This is a genomic window from Pseudomonas capeferrum (genome assembly GCF_000731675.1).
Lineage (GTDB): Bacteria > Pseudomonadota > Gammaproteobacteria > Pseudomonadales > Pseudomonadaceae > Aquipseudomonas > Aquipseudomonas capeferrum.
Map to the genome: position 1 here is coordinate 664,030 of NZ_JMIT01000001.1, position 16,832 is coordinate 680,861.

Below are 16,832 nucleotides of genomic sequence, written 5' to 3' on the forward strand. Positions count from 1 at the left end.
GGCTATCAGCCGTCAAGCAACTGGCCGACCTGCTCGGCCAGCGCTTCAAGGGTGAAGGGCTTGGTCAGCACACGCATGTCCCTATCGAAGTCGCCTTGGCCAAGCGCCGTGCTCTCGTCGTAGCCTGTGACGAACAGCACCTTGAGCCCGGTGTAGCGCAGGCGCAGCCGGTCGGCCAACTGGCGCCCGTTGATGCCACCCGGCAAGCCCACGTCGCTGACCAGCAGGTCGGGTGGCGGCTTATTTTCCAGCCCGGCAATCGCCATGGGGCCATCCTCGTACATCTCCACCTCATGGCCCAGGTCATGCAGCACTTCTGCAATGACCAGGCGCATCGCGCTTACATCCTCGACCACGACGATCCGCTTTGCGGCGCCGCTGCTCGGGCGCGCTGCCGGCGCCAGGGGCTTGAGCGCGGCAGGGGCAAATTGCGCGTGGTACCTCGGCAGGTACAGCAGCACCTGTGTGCCGTGCCCAAGCGTCGATGTGATTTTCAACTGCCCGCCGGATTGCCGCACAAAGCCGTAGGTCATCGACAAGCCCAGGCCTGTGCCGCGGCCCAGTGGTTTTGTAGTGAAGAAAGGGTCCACGGCGCGGCTGAGCGTGTCATCCGCCATGCCGCCACCCGTGTCCTCGACACTCAGGCACAGATAGTCGCCAGGTACCAGTTCCAGCTCGCTGGCGTGGTCAAGCGTGAGCGAGGTATTGCACAGCGCGATACGGACCCGGCCGCCATTGGGCATGGCATCGCGGGCATTGATGCACAGGTTGAGCAGGGCACTCTCAAGCTGAGGAGGGTCGATACGTACCGCCCAGAGGGCGTCTTTGCACTGGTAGTCGATTGCGATGTGGGGGCCGGTGCTGCGGCTGATCAGGTCCAGCATGCCGCTGACCAACTCGGCGACATCCGTAGGGCGAGGTTGCAAGGTTTGCTGCCTGGAGAACGCCAGTAGCCGATGCACAAGCGCAGCTGCCCGTTGCGCAGCACCGTGGGCGCTGTCGAGCAGCGGGCTGATCGTTGCTTTGCGCGGGTCGGCTGCAAGCCTGTCTCTGGCCAGTTCCAGAGCGCCGAGGATGCCGCCGAGCAGGTTGTTGAAGTCGTGCGCGATGCCCCCCGTCAATTGCCCTACGGCTTCGACCTTTTGCGCCTGGCGCAACGCTTCCTCGGCCTTCTGGCTCTGCGCCACGGCCAGTTCCACGCGCTGTTCGAGCTCTGCGTTGAGGTGCTGCAGGGCGCTTTCAGCGCGCTTGCGTGCCGTCACGTCACGAAAGATCACCGCAACCTGATGATTGTGAGCAGGCTCAATACGGATTGCCGCAAGGCCCAGGCAGCGTTCGGTGGCCAGCAGCTCGTGCTCGAAATACAGGGGTTTGCCGGTGCGCTCCACCGTACCGAAATAGTCGAGCCAGACCTCGGCCTCGTTGGGGATCACTTCACGCAGGGTGCGGCCCACCACATCGGGCAGCCCGGCATGGCGGCAGTAAGCGGGGTTGGCCATCAAGTGCACGTAGTCGCTCAATGGCCCCAGAGGGCCGTCGATGAACTGGATGATGCAGAAGCCTTCTTCCATGTTCTCGAACAGGAATCGGTAACCTTCCGCCTCCTGAGTGCGCTCGTGCAACCGCGACAATTCGCTGCTCAACTCGGTATTGCGCCGTTCGAGTTGATCAACCCGTTGGCGTAGAAAATTCAATTCATCGGTAGTGCTCAAGCGAGAGTCACTGGGCATCCTTTGCGCTCCATCGCTATCCAGTGGCCGTTGGTTAATCAGCCAGGTCGAAAGGTTTGGTCAGCACGCTGGAAGCCTCCAGTGGCTGACCGTTGCTGAGTACGGCGCTTTCATCGTACCCGTAATGAACAGTACTTTGCTGTGCGGGTGACGTACGCGGTATTAGGCAATGCCGCCACTCAAGTGGCCAACGGCCTCCATCTTCTGGGCATGACGCAATGCCTCCTCAGCCTTGAGCAGACGTTGTTGGGCCGTGACCCGTTCGCTGATGTCGTGGGCGAACAGGTAGGCGCCTTGAACAACGCCATCAGGGGCACGCAAGCAATTGAAGCACAGCTCGTAATGCCGCTGTGCAGCCCCATTGCCTAAATGCTGGGTCAAGGTGAACTGCTCGCCCGACAGCGCACGTTGCCACAAAGGCTTAACGCGTTCACGGCGAGGGCGAAAAGCCGCTCAACGCAAATACGCGTTAACGCCCAGCAGGCGATCGATGCGCTGCGCAAGTGCCTTGAGCTCGAACGGCTTGCAAAGCACTTCGGTGGGGCCGGCAGGCAGACTGCTGGCCACGCTGCTGGTGATGTCATAACCGGTGATCAGTATCACCGGCGCCTCACTGGCAAGGCTTCGGTAGGCCCCGGCGAGTTGCTGCCCATCGATGCCGCCGGGCAGGCCGACATCGGTGATCAGCAAGTCCGGCAACGGCCCCTCCCGCAATGCATTGAAGGCGCTAAGGCCGTCCTCGCAAACCTGGACCTCGTGCCCCAGTTCTTGCAGCACTTCGCTGAGCACCAGGCGCATGGTCGCCTGATCTTCAACCAGCATGATCCGATAAGGCCTGTGTTGCGGCTTTTCGAGGATCTCTTCGGGTGCCACACAGGGTGCTGGGGGCGTGATACTTTCGTCCCGAGGCAGATACAGGTGAACGGTGGTGCCTTGGCCCGGCGTACTGTCGATGCGTAACTGGCCGCCCGACTGGCGCACAAAGCCGTAGACCATCGACAACCCAAGGCCAGTACCCTGGCCCATGGGCTTGGTGGTGAAGAAGGGATCAAGCGCACGCTGCATAATGTCCTTGCTCATGCCTATGCCGGTGTCGTCCACGCGGATATGCAAGAACTGCCCCGACGGCAGGTCCATGCTGCTCGCCTGGTCTTTGTCGAGTTCGGCGTTTTCGCAACCAATGCGCAATGTGCCGCCCAGCGGCATGGCGTCGCGGGCGTTGATGCACAGGTTGAGCAGGGCATTTTCCAGCTGCTGAGGGTCGATGCAGATCGACCACAGTCCTGCCTGGGTCAGGTCCTGGAAGTCGATGTGCGAATCAATCGAGCTACGGATCAGGTCGTTCATGTCAGCCACCAGCAACTGCACGTCGACCGGTTGCGCCAACAGTGTCTGCTGGCGCGAAAATGCCAGCAGGCGTTGCACCAGCGACGCCGCGCGCAATGCATTGTGCTTGCCGACGTCGAGCATCCTGGCAGTGTCGAAGTAGCGCTGTTGGCCCAGGCGTTGCTCGGCCAGCTCCAGTGCGCCAAGCATGCTCCCCAGCAGGTTGTTGAAGTCATGGGCAATGCCGCCGGTCAACTGGCCGACCGCTTCCATTTTCTGCGATTGGCGCAGGGCTTCTTCGGTTTGGCGCAGGCGCTCCTGCTCGGCAACCCGTTCGGTGATGTCATAGGCGAACATGTAGCCACCCTGAATGCGCTGCTGCTCATCGCGCAGCGGGTTGTAGCGGATTACGTAGTGGCGCAGGTCGTCAGGTGGCCCGAGGGAGATGGTATCGATGAATGCTTCGCCGGCCAGCAGGCGCGGCCATACCGGGGCCAACCGGCCCATGATGTCCGGTTGGTTGGCAAGGAACTGCGGAATGTAGTCGCCGATCTGTGGCACAAAACCGCGCAAACGCTGGAAGGTTTCGCGGGCAGTGCGGTTGATTGCCACCAGGCGCATCTTTCGGTCGGCCGCAAACACGTTGGCCAGGCTGCTGTCGACCAGTTGACCGAGCAGTTTGTTGTTGGCCTGCGCGATGTCCTCGCGCTCGGTCAGCAGAGCTTCCAACTCTGCGACACGTGCCTGCAGCTGCTGGTAGGAGGGTTGAGTGACTGGCGGCATGCTGTTCGATCCGTTGAACAATTCGCACAAACTATAGTCGTGTCTCAATGCCCCCAGCCATCAAAATGAACGAATGATGCGCCCCAGGGTCTCCATCGCCCGTTCGGCACCGTCATGCCAGGGGCTACCGTAATTCAGGCGGATGCAATTGCCGAAGCGTCGCGTTGGCGAGAAGATCGGCCCGGGCGCAACGCTGATGCCTTGGGCCAAGGCCATGTGGAACAGCTTCAGTGCGTCCATCTGCTCTGGCAGTTCGAGCCACAGGAAGTAGCCGCCGGAGGGCTGGCTGACCCGCGTCTGTGCCGGAAAGTACCGGGAAATGGCTGCGAGCATGTTGGCTTGCTGGCCTTCCAGGGCGTAACGCAGCTTGCGCAGGTGGCGGTCATAGCCACCGTGCTGCAGGTAGTCGGCGATGGCTGCCTGGGCGGGCATCGAGGCGCACAGCGAGGTCATCAGCTTGAGCCGTTCGATCTTCTGGGCGAAGCGCCCGGCGGCCACCCAACCGATCCGGTAGCCGGGCGCCAGGCTCTTGGCGAACGAACCGCAGTGCATCACCAAGCCCTGCGTATCGAAGGCCTTGGCTGGCTTGGGCGCCTGTTGCGCGTAATACAGTTCGGCATAGACGTCGTCTTCAATCAGCGGCACCTGGTGGCGTGCCAGCAGCTCGACCAGCGCCTGCTTCTTGGCCTCCGGCATGCTCGCACCCACCGGGTTCTGGAAGTTGGTCATGCACCATACGGCCTTGACCGGGTGCTTCTCCAGGGTCTGCGCCAGCACGCTCAGGTCCATGCCCTCGCGCGGGTGAACGGGGATTTCCACCGCTTTGAGTTTCAGCCGTTCCAGCACCTGCAGGCAGGCATAGAAGGCCGGTGCTTCGATCGCCACCAGGTCGCCGGGTTCGGTCACGGCCTGCAGGCACAGGTTGAGGGCTTCGAGAGCGCCGTTGGTGATCAGCAGCTCTTCCATCGGCAGCATGAGCCCGCCGACCATGTAGCGCAGGGCGATCTGCCGGCGCAACTGGGGGTTGCCAGGGGACAGGTCGGTGACCACCATGCGCGGGTCCATTGCGCGGCTGGCGCTGGCCAGCGAGCGCGACAAGCGCTGCAGCGGGAACAGTTCGGGGCTTGGGAACGCCGAGCCGAACGGCACGGTGTTGGGGTCCTTGATCGAGTCGAGGATGGAGAAGACCAACGCGCTGACGTCGACATCGGTGGACTCGCTGACCGGTTGCAACGCCTGCGGCTCACTGAACTGGCGCGGTGCATGGGCGTTGACGAAATACCCCGAGCGCGGCCGTGCGCGGATCAGCCCGCGCCGCTCAAGCAGGTAATAGGCCTGGAACACCGTGGACGGGCTGACCCCGTGAGTCTGGCTGGCATAGCGTACCGAGGGTACGCGCTGGCCGGGGCCCAGCACACCCGAGCGGATCAGTTCGGCAATGTCGTCGGCGAATCGTTCGTAGCGTTTCATTCTGGCCTTCTGTCGAAGCCTGGCAGGCAAGGTAGACAAACAGTTTAAGGGATCAGCGGTTCATCGGCGCGACGAAGCGGCTTTGGGCAACACTGCGTACAGCAGGTTCGTCGCTGTCCTGCACCTCGAAACTCAAGGTCTGCGAGCTGCTGGCGGGACGCTCGGCGAGCATCGCCACCGAGACAGGCAGTTCGCTCATTTCGCCGGCCGGGATGATGAACTCGGTCTTGCCCTGCAGGGTGAAGCCGTCGGCGTCCAGCAACCGCAGGTGATAGCGCTGGGTGCTTTCGGTCTTGTTGATGACTTTGAGCAGGTAGATGTTCTCGATCTGGCCCAGGGCGTTTTCGCGGAACAGGCCACGGTCCTTGATCACGTCCAGCGACACCATCGGGCGCCACTGCAAGGCAAGCACCAGTGCGCCGACCATCACCACCAGCGCGGCGGCATAGCCCAGCAGGCGAGGCCGCAGCCAGTGGGTGGTGCCGCCCTGCAGGCTGTGTTCGGACTTGTAACCGATCAGGCCGCGGGCGTAACCCATCTTGTCCATGACCCCGTCGCAGGCATCGATGCAGGCCGCGCAACCGATACAGGCCATTTGCAGGCCGTCGCGGATATCGATGCCGGTGGGGCAGACTTGCACGCACATCGTGCAGTCGATGCAGTCGCCCAGGCCTTGGGCTTGGGCGTTGCTGCTTTTCTTGCGCGGGCCACGGGTTTCGCCCCGACGCGGGTCGTAGGCTACCGCCAGGGTGTCTTTGTCGAACATCACGCTCTGAAAACGGGCATATGGGCACATGTGCAGGCAGACCGCTTCGCGCAACAGACCGGCATTGATGTAGGTGGCGGCGGTGAAGAACAGCACCCAGAACAGCGCGACGCCGCCCAGTTGCAGGGTGAACAGCTCCGCCGCCAGGGGCTTGATCGGGGTGAAGTAGCCAACGAAGGTCAGGCCGGTGAGCAGGCCGATGGCCAGCCACAACCCGTGCTTCAGTGAGCGGCGGGCCAGCTTCTCCAGGCCCCAAGGGGCTGCGGCGAGCTTGATGCGTTGGTTGCGGTCGCCTTCGCTGATCTTTTCACACCACATGAACAGCCAGGTCCAGGTGCTTTGCGGGCAACTGTAACCGCACCACACACGGCCGGCGTAGACAGTGATGGCGAACAGGCCGAAGGCGCAGATGATCAACAGCGCCGACAGCAGGATGAAGTCCTGCGGCCAGAAGGTGGCGCCAAAGATATGGAACTTGCTGCTGCTCAAGTCCCACAGCACGGCCTGGCGGCCGTTCCAGTCGAGCCAGACGGTGCCGAAAAACAGGAGAAACAACAGCCCGGCGAAGCCGATGCGCAGGTTGCGGTACAGCCCGGTGAAACTGCGGGTGTGAATGCCGCTGTCGACATGGCGTTTGGCGGCGGTGACTACGGGCGCGGCAATCTCGGTAAATTGAATTCTATCGTTCATGGCTCGGTGCTCATCAGGCCTCGATCAGGCATGAGCACTATGGCCCCCGAGCTGTTATCAGCACAGGCTCAGGTTTCGCGATAAAAACCGTATCAGATGCGCAGCTGAAGGCCGCCAGGCCTCATATTACCGAGCCTGGAACGCTTGTCTTCAGATGCCTGCGGCTATCCACCGCACCCGCCACGGTCAGGGCATCGGCCTCTGCCTCGGTGATTGGTACGCGTTGCCCGGCGAGCAGCGCCACCGACATGCGCAGCTGTTCGTCGGTGATGATTTCGATGGCTGGGCCATCGCCTTCCAGATGCACATCGTCGCCGATGAGGGTGCAGCGGCGGGTGCTTTCGTCGATTTCAACCGGCATGGGAACATCCTCTTGGTGTCGGTTACAGGTTGTGACCGCAGCACATGGCAGGTTGCTGCATCGTTCCGCCGGGCGGGCGGCATCGCACTTGTCAGCGCGCAGCGGGTCAACCCTCAGAAGGGCCGCACGCCGAGCCCGGTCGAGGAGCATCACTATGAACCCCTGGTGGCACCCCATCTGGCAGGCCATACAAGCCGAGTTCGCCGACATCACCGACGAGCGCGAAGTGACCCAGGTCCTCGTGCGCCTGCTGATGGCCGCGCTGCTCGGTGCGGTACTGGGTTTCGAGCGCGAGCACAAAGGCAAGTCTGCCGGCGTGCGCACGCACATGCTGGTCTCGCTTGGCGCTGCACTGTTTGTGTTGTCACCGAGCATGGCCGGCGCTGACGAGCAGGCGCTGAGCCGGGTGATCCAGGGCATTGTCGCCGGTATCGGCTTTCTGGGCGCGGGGACCATTCTCAAGGGTAACGGCCAGGACACCAGCCATGTGAAAGGGCTGACTACCGCTGCCGGGTTGTGGATGACCGCCGCCATCGGCACGGCTGCCGGCATGGGGCGTGAGGCCACGGCATTGATCAGCACGGTGCTGGCCTTGCTGGTGCTGGGCACGATGCCTTTGCTGGTGGAGAAGGTCGAGAATGTGGATGAGGCGAAGCAGGAGGAAGAGGAGGAGGGCAGGAAGCACTGAGGGGAGCCTAAGCTCCCCTCAAAGTGATGTTGCCTGCTCTTTTTTATTATTGAAGACTGGCCTTTTGTTGTTTTTGTAAGCCTGTCTTTGTGTTGCGAGCGACCCCCATGCGGGGTCAAGAGCAAACGTATTTTTTTGAGCGCTGACCTGCTTTCACCATGACTGGTCCGGTGCTGACTGCTGCTACCTTGAGGTAGTTTTATTGTTCTGTGTCAGACCGCGGGGCGTACCCCTGAAAAGCGTGCCTACTCCAAAAAAATCTGCTTGCTACGCCTCTGCCGTGTTGTTCTTGTTATGTCAGAGCCGTTACCTGTTGTTTTTATTGGGTGTGTCGTTTTTCTTGTTCTTGTACCAAAGATATAGCAGGGCCCGTGCCAACTTTTGCAAACCCTTTAAAATCAATCACTTAAGCGTTTACGGAAAAACACCGAGCCTGAAATTTTGTCGATTTGTTTCCCTGTTACCCGATTTTTTGCTGTGAAACGTGGGGGAGGTAACACTCCACCCACATTCATGTGACACCCGTATGACTTACTGCGCGCTGCGTGCCCGCGCCACCCGCGAGCCGTTGGCCCGGCCAAGCACCTGGCTGATGCGTTGCCCCGCAGCAATCAGGCGGTCCAGGTCGATGCCGGTCTCGATGCCCAGCCCCTGGAGCAGGTACAGCACGTCTTCGGTGGCGATATTGCCGGTGGCGCCTTTGGCATAGGGGCACCCCCCCAAGCCCGCTACCGAGCTGTCAAACACGCTGATGCCTTCAAGCAGGCTGGCATACACATTGGCCAAGGCCTGGCCGTAGGTGTCGTGGAAGTGCCCGGCCAGCTGCTGGCGGGGCACCTGGGCCGAGACGATGTCGAACAGCCGACGGGTATCACCGGCGGTACCGGTACCGATGGTGTCACCCAGCGACACCTCATAGCAGCCCATTTCATGCAGGGCTCGAGCGACCGGGGCAACCTGTTCGGCGCTGACCGTGCCTTCATAGGGGCAGCCCAGCACGCAGGAGACATAGCCACGCACGCGCACGCCGTGGTTGCGCGCGGCTTCCATGATCGGCTCGAAGCGTTTGAGGCTGTCGCTGATCGAACAGTTGATGTTGCGCTGCGAGAAGGCCTCGGACGCTGCGGCGAACACCGCCACCTCCTTTACCCCTGCCGCCAAGGCATCTTCGAAACCCCGCAGGTTGGGGGCCAGGGCTGCGTAGGTGACACCGGGCTTTTGCTGGATTGCGGCGAAGACTTCGGCGGAACCGGCCATCTGCGGTACCCACTTGGGCGAGACAAAACTGCCGACTTCGATGTAGGCCAGGCCCGCCTCGGTGAGGTCGTCCACCAGGCGTACCTTGTCGGCGACGCTGATGGGTTGGGCTTCGTTTTGCAGGCCGTCGCGGGGGCCGACTTCGACCAGACGGACTTCTTTGGGCAAGGGCATGGCGGGTTTCCTGTGGCGGGTCAACGGTTGTCTTTATTGTTCAAGGTCGCGGCGAGGGCTTGTTCACAGCGCTCCTGGGCGGTGTCGAGTTCGAGTTGCATCTGGTGGATGTCGAGCATCTGCTGTTCCAGCTGGGCGCGTCGTTCGGCGATTTTCACCAGCATGCTATTGAGCTGCTTGAGATTGCCGCTGGTGGGGTCGTACAGCTCGATCAGCTCGCGGCATTCGGCGAGGGAAAAGCCGATGCGCTTGCCGCGCAGGATGAGTTTCAGGCTGACCTTGTCACGTGCCGAATAGATGCGTTCCAGGCCGCGCCGCTCGGGGCTCAGCAAGCCCTGTTCCTCGTAGAAGCGGATGGCGCGGGTGGTGATGTCCAGCTCGCGGGACAGGTCGGAGATGCTGTAGGTCTGAAGGCTCATGCTGGGGCTCGGCGTGGAGTATGCAGGTATCCTGAATGCAGGTTGACGTATACGTCAAGCAGGGCTTGAAGGCGTGTGAGGGTTTCTAATCTGGCACGCCTGTGCGCCGATACGCATTGGGTGTCTGCCCACTTAGTCGCTTGAAAAACCGCGCAAAGTAAGTCGGGTCGGTAAACCCCAGGGTATCCGACAACTGCCCGATGCTCATGCGGGTATAGAGGAGGTTGCGGCGCGCCTCCAGCAGCAGGCGCTGATGCACCACCTGCAAGGCGGTCTGCCCGCTCAAAGCGCGGCACAGCTGGTTCAGCTGCAGGCTCGAGACGTTCAGCCGCGCAGCAAAATCTTCCACGGACAGGTGCTCGCGGTAATGGGCCTCGACCAGGCGCAGGTATTGCCCGAGCAATTGCCGGTCACGTTCGTCACGGTTGCGTGGCGTCTGCCCCAGTTGCTGCTGGCGGCTGATCCACACCATCAATGCTGTGACCAGCGCCTGCAGCATCGTCGCCCGGGCCGGGGCATTGCCCTGGTACTCCTGCTGCAAGGTGTCGATCAGGCTGCGCAAGCGCTGGCGGTCCTTGCCCAGCGCATAGCACGCCGGCGCGGCAAGCATGCCCAGCGGCGCGCCCAGTTGCTGCTCAAGGCCCGCCACCAGCGCGGTGCCGAAGGTCAGCACATGCCCTTGGATGTCGGCACTGAAGCGAAAGCCGTGCACGGTCAATGGCGGTACTACCTGGATCGAGGCTTGGCTGATCGCGCGGCGAACACCTTCGATCTCCACCTCGGCCTGGCCACGTTGCACATACAACAGCTGGAACAGCTCGGCGTGCTGGTGCGGTTTGATTTCCCAGTGGTGCAGGCGGCTGCGTGCCGGGATCGACTCGCAGTGCAGCAGGTCGGTGCCGGGCCACGCCTGGTTTTCGCCATACAGCTGGAACAACGGAATGCCGGGGAGGGTGGATTTCATGCGGGGATGCCTGTCCGTTAATCGAACGTTTTTTGTAAAAGTGCAGGTTTTGCATGGAATAGCACACTTAAACGGCTGGCGTTGCCCGTAAAAATGCAGGTGCAAACCCTAACAGCAGATGCCCGGCCACTGCCAGTCCAGGCCGGCATCGCCCGACTAGAGACAACAACAATGAAAACTCAGGTTGCAATTATCGGTGCAGGTCCGTCTGGCCTGCTGCTCGGCCAATTGCTGCACAATGCCGGTATCGAGACCGTCATCGTCGAACGCCAGACCCCTGAATACGTGCTTGGGCGCATCCGTGCCGGGGTGCTTGAGCAAGGCACTGTCGACCTGTTGCGTGAGGCCGGTGTATCGGCGCGCATGGACCGTGAAGGCCTGGTGCATGAAGGTGTCGAACTGCTGGTCGGCGGGCGTCGCCAGCGGTTGGACCTCAAGGCCCTGACCGGCGGCAAGACAGTGATGGTCTACGGCCAGACCGAGGTCACCCGTGACCTGATGCAGGCGCGTGAAGCCAGTGGGGCGCCGATCATCTACGCGGCGAACAATGTGCAGCCGCATGAGCTCAAAGGCGAGCGGCCGTACCTGACGTTCGAGAAGGACGGCCAGGCCCACCGCCTGGAGTGTGACTACATCGCCGGTTGCGATGGTTTCCACGGGGTTTCCCGGCAGAGCATTCCCGAGGGCGTGCTCAAGCAGTACGAGCGGGTCTATCCATTTGGCTGGCTTGGCTTGTTGTCCGATACGCCCCCGGTCAATCACGAACTGATCTATGCCCACCACGAGCGGGGTTTCGCGCTGTGCAGCCAACGCTCGCAGACGCGCAGCCGCTATTACCTGCAAGTGCCGCTGGACGATAAGGTCGAAGCCTGGTCCGACGAGCGTTTCTGGGACGAACTCAAGGCCCGTTTGCCCGCCGAGGTTGCGGCTGACCTGGTCACTGGCCCAGCCCTGGAAAAAAGCATCGCGCCGCTGCGTAGCCTGGTGGTCGAACCGATGCAGTACGGCCACCTGTTCCTGGTCGGTGACGCTGCGCACATCGTCCCACCCACCGGCGCCAAAGGTTTGAACCTGGCAGCTTCGGACGTCAACTACCTCTACCGCATCCTGGTCAAGGTGTACGGCGAAGGGCGTACCGACCTGCTTCAGCAATATTCGCCGCTGGCCCTGCGCCGGGTATGGAAGGGCGAGCGTTTCAGCTGGTTCATGACCCAGCTGCTGCATGACTTCGGCAGCCACAAGGATGCCTGGGACCAGAAGATGCAGGAGGCAGACCGCGAGTACTTCCTGAACTCCCCGGCGGGGCTGCTGAACATTGCCGAGAACTATGTGGGGCTGCCGTACGAAGCAGTAGTCTGACCTGCCATTGTGCAAACGAATTGTGCCTGCCTCGAAATTAGCGAGTCAGTAGCGCCTCCATCTCCCGGTATCCCCGCTGGCGCGCATGCTCCAGCGCGGTAACCCCGTCCTTGTCGGCACTCTGCCGATCCGCCCCCGCAGCCAGCAGCCGGCGCGCAATCTCCACATGCCGCGGCCCGCCATCCCCCAGGATCACTGCCTCCATAAGCGCGGTCCAGTGCAGCCGGTTCAGGTGGTTCACGTCCACCCCGGCGTCTATCAGCATCTGCACGGTCTCGACGTGCCCACGCTCCGCCGCAGGGATCAACGCAGTTCCCCCGTATCGGTTGGTGCTCCGGAGGTCGGCACCGTGGCTCAGGGTCAGCCGCAGGATGTCGTTCAGGCCCCGGGCGCCGGCATACAGATAAGGGCTGTCATCAATATTGTCCTTGGCGTTCACGTCGGCACCGGCCTCGATCAGCGCTTGGGCCGCCGCAACCTGGTTGCCGTGAGTGGCCACCATCAGGGCAGTGCGCCCTTGCTCATCACGGCTTTCCAGTCGGGCACCTTGTGTCAGCAACTGTTGCAAGGTGCGCACGTCATCGTGACTGGCAGCGTTGTGCAGGTGGTTGTCCAGGGTGGTGTTCTCGGCGTGGGCGGCAAGGCTGGTGAACAGGGCGAACAGCATGGTTGCGAGTGGTATACGCATGGGATGGGCTCCTTGGTGACCTGTCTGCATCCTAGAAAAATCACACCAGGTCTTGAAGTTAAGTTTGCGCATGACCGACAGTGGTCTGCTGAATAGACAAGGCAGGAAGCAAAACGATGAAGTTCTCTACACCGCTGATGAGCGCGCTGTGCCTGGCGGTCGCGAGTGGGTGGGCCTGTGCCGACCAGGTGATGCCCGCACCACCCGAGCTGGCGTCCGGCTATCGCACTGGCCTGCAGCCGGTGCACGCCAACCGGCATATGGCCGCCGCCGCCAACCCGCTGGCCACCGAAGCGGGGCGGGCGATGCTGCGTGCCGGCGGCAGCGCCATCGACGCGGCCATCGCCATGCAAATGGTGCTGACCCTGGTCGAGCCGCAATCCAGCGGCATCGGTGGTGGGGCTTTTATCCTGTACTGGGACGGCAAGCGCGTGCAGGCTTTCGACGGCCGAGAGACTGCCCCGGCGCAGGTAACGGAAAAACTGTTTTTGCAAGCCGATGGTTCGCCGATGCCGTTCAAGACGGCGCAGATCGGCGGGCGCTCAGTGGGTGTACCCGGGGTACTGCGCGCGCTAAAACTGGCTCACGAGCAGCACGGCAAGCTGCCTTGGCAGCAACTCTTTGCCCCGGCCATTGCGCTGGCACGTAACGGTTTCCCGGTTTCCGAACGCCTTCACACCCTGGTGGCGGGCGACCCGTATATTCGCCGTTCACCCTCCATGGCCCGCTACTTCCTGGATGAAAAGGGCAAGCCGCTGCCGGTGGGCACGAGGTTGCGCAACCCCGAGCTTGCGCAAACCTTCGAGCAGATTGCCGCGCACGGTCCCCGAGCGTTCTATACCGGTGAAATCGCCGGGGCCATCGTGGCCAAGGTGCGCAGCCATGCCAATGCCGGTTACCTGTCGTTGCAGGACCTTGAGCAGTACCGCGCCAAAGAGCGCGAGCCGGTGTGCGGCCCCTACAAGGCCTGGCGTATCTGCGGCATGCCGCCGCCATCGTCGGGTGGGGTAACGGTGTTGCAGACGCTGGGCGTGCTTGAAGCCGTGCAGCGCGCCACGCCACAACGCGATCTGGCAGCATTGCGGCCGCTGGCGAACGCGTCCCCGGCAGGCCTGGAGGCATCGCCGCTGGCCGTGCACCTGATCGCCGAGGCCGAGCGCCTGGCCTATGCCGACCGCGCTCAGTACCTGGCCGACAGCGATTACGTGCCGGTCCCGGTCAAGGGCCTGATCGACGCCACCTATCTGGCCAGCCGAGCAGCGCTGATCGGCGAGTACAGCATGAAGCGCGCCCGCCCAGGCACCCCGCAGGGCGCGGACCTGGCCATGGCCCCTGACCGTTCGCCGCTGCGCATTTCCACCTCGCATCTTTCTGCAGTGGACGACAGTGGGCAGGCCTTGGCGATGACCACGTCGGTGGAGGCCGCGTTCGGCGCGCACCTGATGGTCAAGGGCTTCCTGTTGAACAACCACCTGACCGACTTTTCCTTCCTGCCGCAGGAGCATGGCAAGCCGGTGGCGAACAGGGTCGAACCGGGCAAGCGGCCCTTGTCGGCCATGGCACCGACCCTGGTGTTTTCACGTAACTCGGGGGAGCTGGTGGCCAGCCTCGGTTCGCCCGGTGGGTCGCAGATCATCGGTTACGTGAACAAGGCCCTGGTCGGCTTGCTGGACTGGCAGCTCGACCCACAGCAGGCCAGCAGCCTGCCCAACTTCGGCAGCCGCAATGCCGCTACCGAGGTGGAAGCACAGTTGACCAGCCCGGCGCTGATCCGCCAGCTGGCGGCCTGGGGGCACGAGGTCACGCCCATGACCATGACCAGTGGCATGCAGATCATCCAGCGCGATACCAACGGTTGGTCAGGCGGCGCCGACCCGCGGCGCGAAGGCGTGGCGCTCGGCGATTGAGGGCGCGCGTTGCGGGGCATCAGGTAGCGTGGTAGAAATCACCCTTGTCATTTAGAAGTTGAATATCAAGATGTCTATCAGCGTGAAATCGAATAGAGCCCTGTTCGACCTCGACCTGCTGCGCGCTATTGTCGTGGTGGCCGATTGCGGCAGTTTCACCACCGCCGCCGCGCGGCTGCATTCGACCCAATCCACCATCAGCCAGAAGGTGCGGCGCCTCGAAGAAATGGTCGGCCACCGTCTGCTGGTGCGCGGCAACCGTGATGTGCTGCCGACCGACGCCGGGCAGACCTTGCTCGGCTACGCCCGCCATATGCTGGCCTTGAACGACCAGATGCTCGAAGCGTTGGCCGGGGCGATGGTGGGTGTCACAGTGCGCCTGGGCGTGCCCGAGGACTTCGTCGGTGGGCGCACCACCAATGCCTTGTCGGCGTTCAGCCGCCTGCACCCCCAGGTCAAACTGGAGGTGACCAGCGGGCTGTGCCGCGACCTCAGCCAGGCCTATGACAATGGCGAGCTAGACCTGGTGCTGCTCAAACAACGGCGCAACAGCCGCGAAGGGGTGGCGTGCTGGCCAGAGCGCCTGCAGTGGATAGACAGTGCACGCATGCCGTCTTTCGAGCTCGACCCGATTCCGTTGGTGACCTTTCCGCCGCGCGGTTTGTACCGCGACGACATGATCACCGCCATCGAAGGCATGGGCCGGCGCTGGCGTATCAGCTTCACCAGTTCCAGCCTCAGCGGCATCCAGGCTGCGGTAGCCGATGGCATGGGTATCAGCCTGCTGCCACCTCGGGCGGCAACGCGTGAACACCAGGTACTGGGGGGCGAGCAAGGGCTGCCCGAGGTCGACAGCTACGAGATCGTCATCGTGCACCGGCCCACGGCGGACGTGATGGTCAAGGCATTGGCCGAGGTGATGACACAGTTGCTGGCTGGCGGCGGGATCTAGAGCCCCTTGCTGCCTCGTGCAAAGGAAGTGTTTCAGTCTGTGGCCGAATGGAATATCTGACAGGTTATGCAGTCCCACTTGTTATCCGGGTACGACACCCATCCTCCCCATGCCATGGAGAAACAACATGAAAGCAGCGCTTTTCATCGCATTGCTGGCCAGCGCCGGCCTCGCCCAGGCCGCCGAGAAGGTGGAGCTCAAGCTGGCAGGCCCCGACGGCCCAGGCAAGTCGATAGGCACCATCAGCATCGAACAGAACAAGTACGGCGCGCTGTTGACCCCTGATCTCAAGGACCTGCCGCCTGGCGTGCACGGGTTCCACTTGCATCAGAAGGCGTCGTGCGCGCCTACCGAGGAAAACGGCAAACCTGTGCCTGCAGGTGGCGCGGGCGGCCACTGGGACCCGGATTCGACCCAGGCGCACAAGGGCCCGTTCGATGACAGCGGCCACCGTGGCGACCTGCCGGCGTTGTACGTCGGTGCCGACGGCAAGGCCACCTACCCCGTGCTTGCGCCCCGCCTCAAGGCCGAGGACTTCAAAGGCCATGCGCTGATGGTGCATGCCGGTGGCGACAACCACAGCGACCACCCTGAAAAACTGGGTGGTGGCGGTGCACGCGTGGCGTGTGGGGTTGTGCAGTAATAGGTGTTCGCCACAACATTTTCAGCGCCTGTGAGATCGAGCGCCGCCCGCGCGGCGCTTCGCGGGGCAAGCCCGCTCCCACTGTCTGGACTGCCCCCAAAAAGTTGGACAGTTCTATGCTGCCGCCTGGGTCCTGTACTCGACAGGGCTCAGGCCATTGAGCCTCAGCTTGATGCGGTCATGGTTGTAGTAGTGGATGTACTCATCCAAGCCCGCTTTCAATTCATCAACATTCTCAAACCGCTTGAGGTAGAAAAATTCTGACTTGAGCGTGCCGAAGAAGCTTTCCATAGCTGCATTATCTAGGCAATTGCCTTTACGAGACATGCTCTGCTTCACTCCACAACTGCGCAGTTTCTGGCGATACTGAGCCTGCTGGTACTGCCACCCCTGATCGGTGTGGAGCACGAGTTTCGGCTTCTCCCCCAGGGTCTTGAGTGCCTTGTCGAGCATGTTCCCAACCAGGCTGTACTGTGGGCGACTGGCCGTCTCGTAGGCGATGATTTCCCCGTTATACAAATCCATCACAGGCGAAAGATAGAGCTTCTGTTGCGCCACCTTGAACTCGGTTACGTCACTCACCCATTTCTGGTTGGGGCGCTGGGCGACGAAATTACGCTCCAGCAGATTCATCGCTATCTTGCCGACAGTACCT

Annotated in this window: 15 protein-coding genes and 1 pseudogene; 5 read left to right on the plus strand and 11 right to left on the minus strand. The window is 62.3% G+C overall.

Annotation, left to right across the window (positions count from 1 at the left end; genetic code table 11):
• Nucleotides 1-5: 5 nt before the first annotated feature.
• The 6 genes and pseudogenes from PC358_RS03120 to PC358_RS03145 form a co-directional block, all read right to left on the minus strand.
• On the minus strand, nt 6-1,730 hold the full coding sequence (locus PC358_RS03120; RefSeq protein WP_081874704.1) for an ATP-binding protein: 1,725 nt from the start codon (nt 1,728-1,730) through the stop codon (nt 6-8).
• 165 nt (nt 1,731-1,895) lie between these two features.
• Nucleotides 1,896-2,156, minus strand: a pseudogene (locus tag PC358_RS03125) (PAS domain-containing protein); the annotation flags it as partial.
• A gap of 27 nt (nt 2,157-2,183) precedes the next feature.
• A complete protein-coding gene (locus tag PC358_RS03130) occupies nt 2,184-3,839 on the minus strand; it encodes a PAS domain-containing sensor histidine kinase (RefSeq protein WP_033697459.1) in 1,656 nt (551 codons plus the stop codon).
• Nucleotides 3,840-3,899: 60 nt separating this feature from the next.
• Nucleotides 3,900-5,309: a GntR family transcriptional regulator MpaR gene (gene mapR, locus PC358_RS03135; protein WP_033697460.1), complete on the minus strand. Its 1,410-nt coding sequence runs from the start codon at nt 5,307-5,309 to the stop codon at nt 3,900-3,902.
• A 52-nt stretch (nt 5,310-5,361) separates the two neighbouring features.
• Entirely contained in the window at nt 5,362-6,765 is a 1,404-nt protein-coding gene (gene ccoG / locus PC358_RS03140) for a cytochrome c oxidase accessory protein CcoG (protein WP_033697461.1), read from the minus strand.
• 121 nt (nt 6,766-6,886) lie between these two features.
• On the minus strand, nt 6,887-7,126 hold the full coding sequence (locus PC358_RS03145) for a DUF3203 family protein (protein WP_033697462.1): 240 nt from the start codon (nt 7,124-7,126) through the stop codon (nt 6,887-6,889).
• Between the two features lie 154 nt (nt 7,127-7,280).
• Here PC358_RS03145 and PC358_RS03150 point away from each other — a divergent pair, with 154 nt between their 5' ends.
• The gene (locus PC358_RS03150; RefSeq protein ID WP_033697463.1) at nt 7,281-7,814 is read left to right on the plus strand and encodes an MgtC/SapB family protein; all 534 of its coding nucleotides are present in this window, start codon (nt 7,281-7,283) and stop codon (nt 7,812-7,814) included.
• A gap of 531 nt (nt 7,815-8,345) precedes the next feature.
• On the opposite strand, the gene PC358_RS03155 is transcribed toward PC358_RS03150, so the two are convergent.
• The 3 genes from PC358_RS03155 to PC358_RS03165 all read right to left on the minus strand — a co-directional run bounded on the left by PC358_RS03155 (nt 8,346) and on the right by PC358_RS03165 (nt 10,628).
• Entirely contained in the window at nt 8,346-9,245 is a 900-nt protein-coding gene (locus tag PC358_RS03155; RefSeq protein ID WP_033697465.1) for a hydroxymethylglutaryl-CoA lyase, read from the minus strand.
• Nucleotides 9,246-9,265: 20 nt separating this feature from the next.
• Nucleotides 9,266-9,664, minus strand: a complete 399-nt coding sequence (locus tag PC358_RS03160) for a MerR family transcriptional regulator (RefSeq protein ID WP_027593543.1) — start codon at nt 9,662-9,664, stop codon at nt 9,266-9,268.
• Between the two features lie 85 nt (nt 9,665-9,749).
• A complete protein-coding gene (locus tag PC358_RS03165) occupies nt 9,750-10,628 on the minus strand; it encodes a helix-turn-helix domain-containing protein (protein ID WP_033697466.1) in 879 nt (292 codons plus the stop codon).
• Nucleotides 10,629-10,799: 171 nt separating this feature from the next.
• On the opposite strand from PC358_RS03165, the gene pobA reads away from it, so the two are divergent.
• Nucleotides 10,800-11,987 (plus strand): 4-hydroxybenzoate 3-monooxygenase, encoded by a 1,188-nt coding sequence (gene pobA / locus PC358_RS03170; protein WP_033697469.1) that lies wholly within the window; start codon nt 10,800-10,802, stop codon nt 11,985-11,987.
• A 37-nt stretch (nt 11,988-12,024) separates the two neighbouring features.
• Here the strand turns inward: pobA and PC358_RS03175 are convergent, their stop codons facing one another.
• On the minus strand, nt 12,025-12,675 hold the full coding sequence (locus PC358_RS03175) for an ankyrin repeat domain-containing protein (protein ID WP_033697471.1): 651 nt from the start codon (nt 12,673-12,675) through the stop codon (nt 12,025-12,027).
• A gap of 116 nt (nt 12,676-12,791) precedes the next feature.
• On the opposite strand from PC358_RS03175, the gene ggt reads away from it, so the two are divergent.
• From ggt to sodC, 3 genes are all read left to right on the plus strand, one after another.
• Nucleotides 12,792-14,582 carry a gamma-glutamyltransferase gene (ggt, locus tag PC358_RS03180; RefSeq protein ID WP_033697473.1) on the plus strand — a complete coding sequence of 597 codons (1,791 nt, stop codon included), beginning with the start codon at nt 12,792-12,794 and terminating at the stop codon, nt 14,580-14,582.
• A gap of 70 nt (nt 14,583-14,652) precedes the next feature.
• The gene (locus PC358_RS03185; protein ID WP_033697476.1) at nt 14,653-15,534 is read left to right on the plus strand and encodes a LysR substrate-binding domain-containing protein; all 882 of its coding nucleotides are present in this window, start codon (nt 14,653-14,655) and stop codon (nt 15,532-15,534) included.
• 127 nt (nt 15,535-15,661) lie between these two features.
• Nucleotides 15,662-16,177, plus strand: coding sequence for a superoxide dismutase family protein (gene sodC, locus PC358_RS03190; protein WP_033697479.1), 516 nt, complete (start codon nt 15,662-15,664; stop codon nt 16,175-16,177).
• A 114-nt stretch (nt 16,178-16,291) separates the two neighbouring features.
• Here the strand turns inward: sodC and PC358_RS03195 are convergent.
• On the minus strand, nt 16,292-16,832 hold a 541-nt coding region (locus PC358_RS03195; RefSeq protein WP_033700009.1), incomplete at its 5' end, for an IS3 family transposase.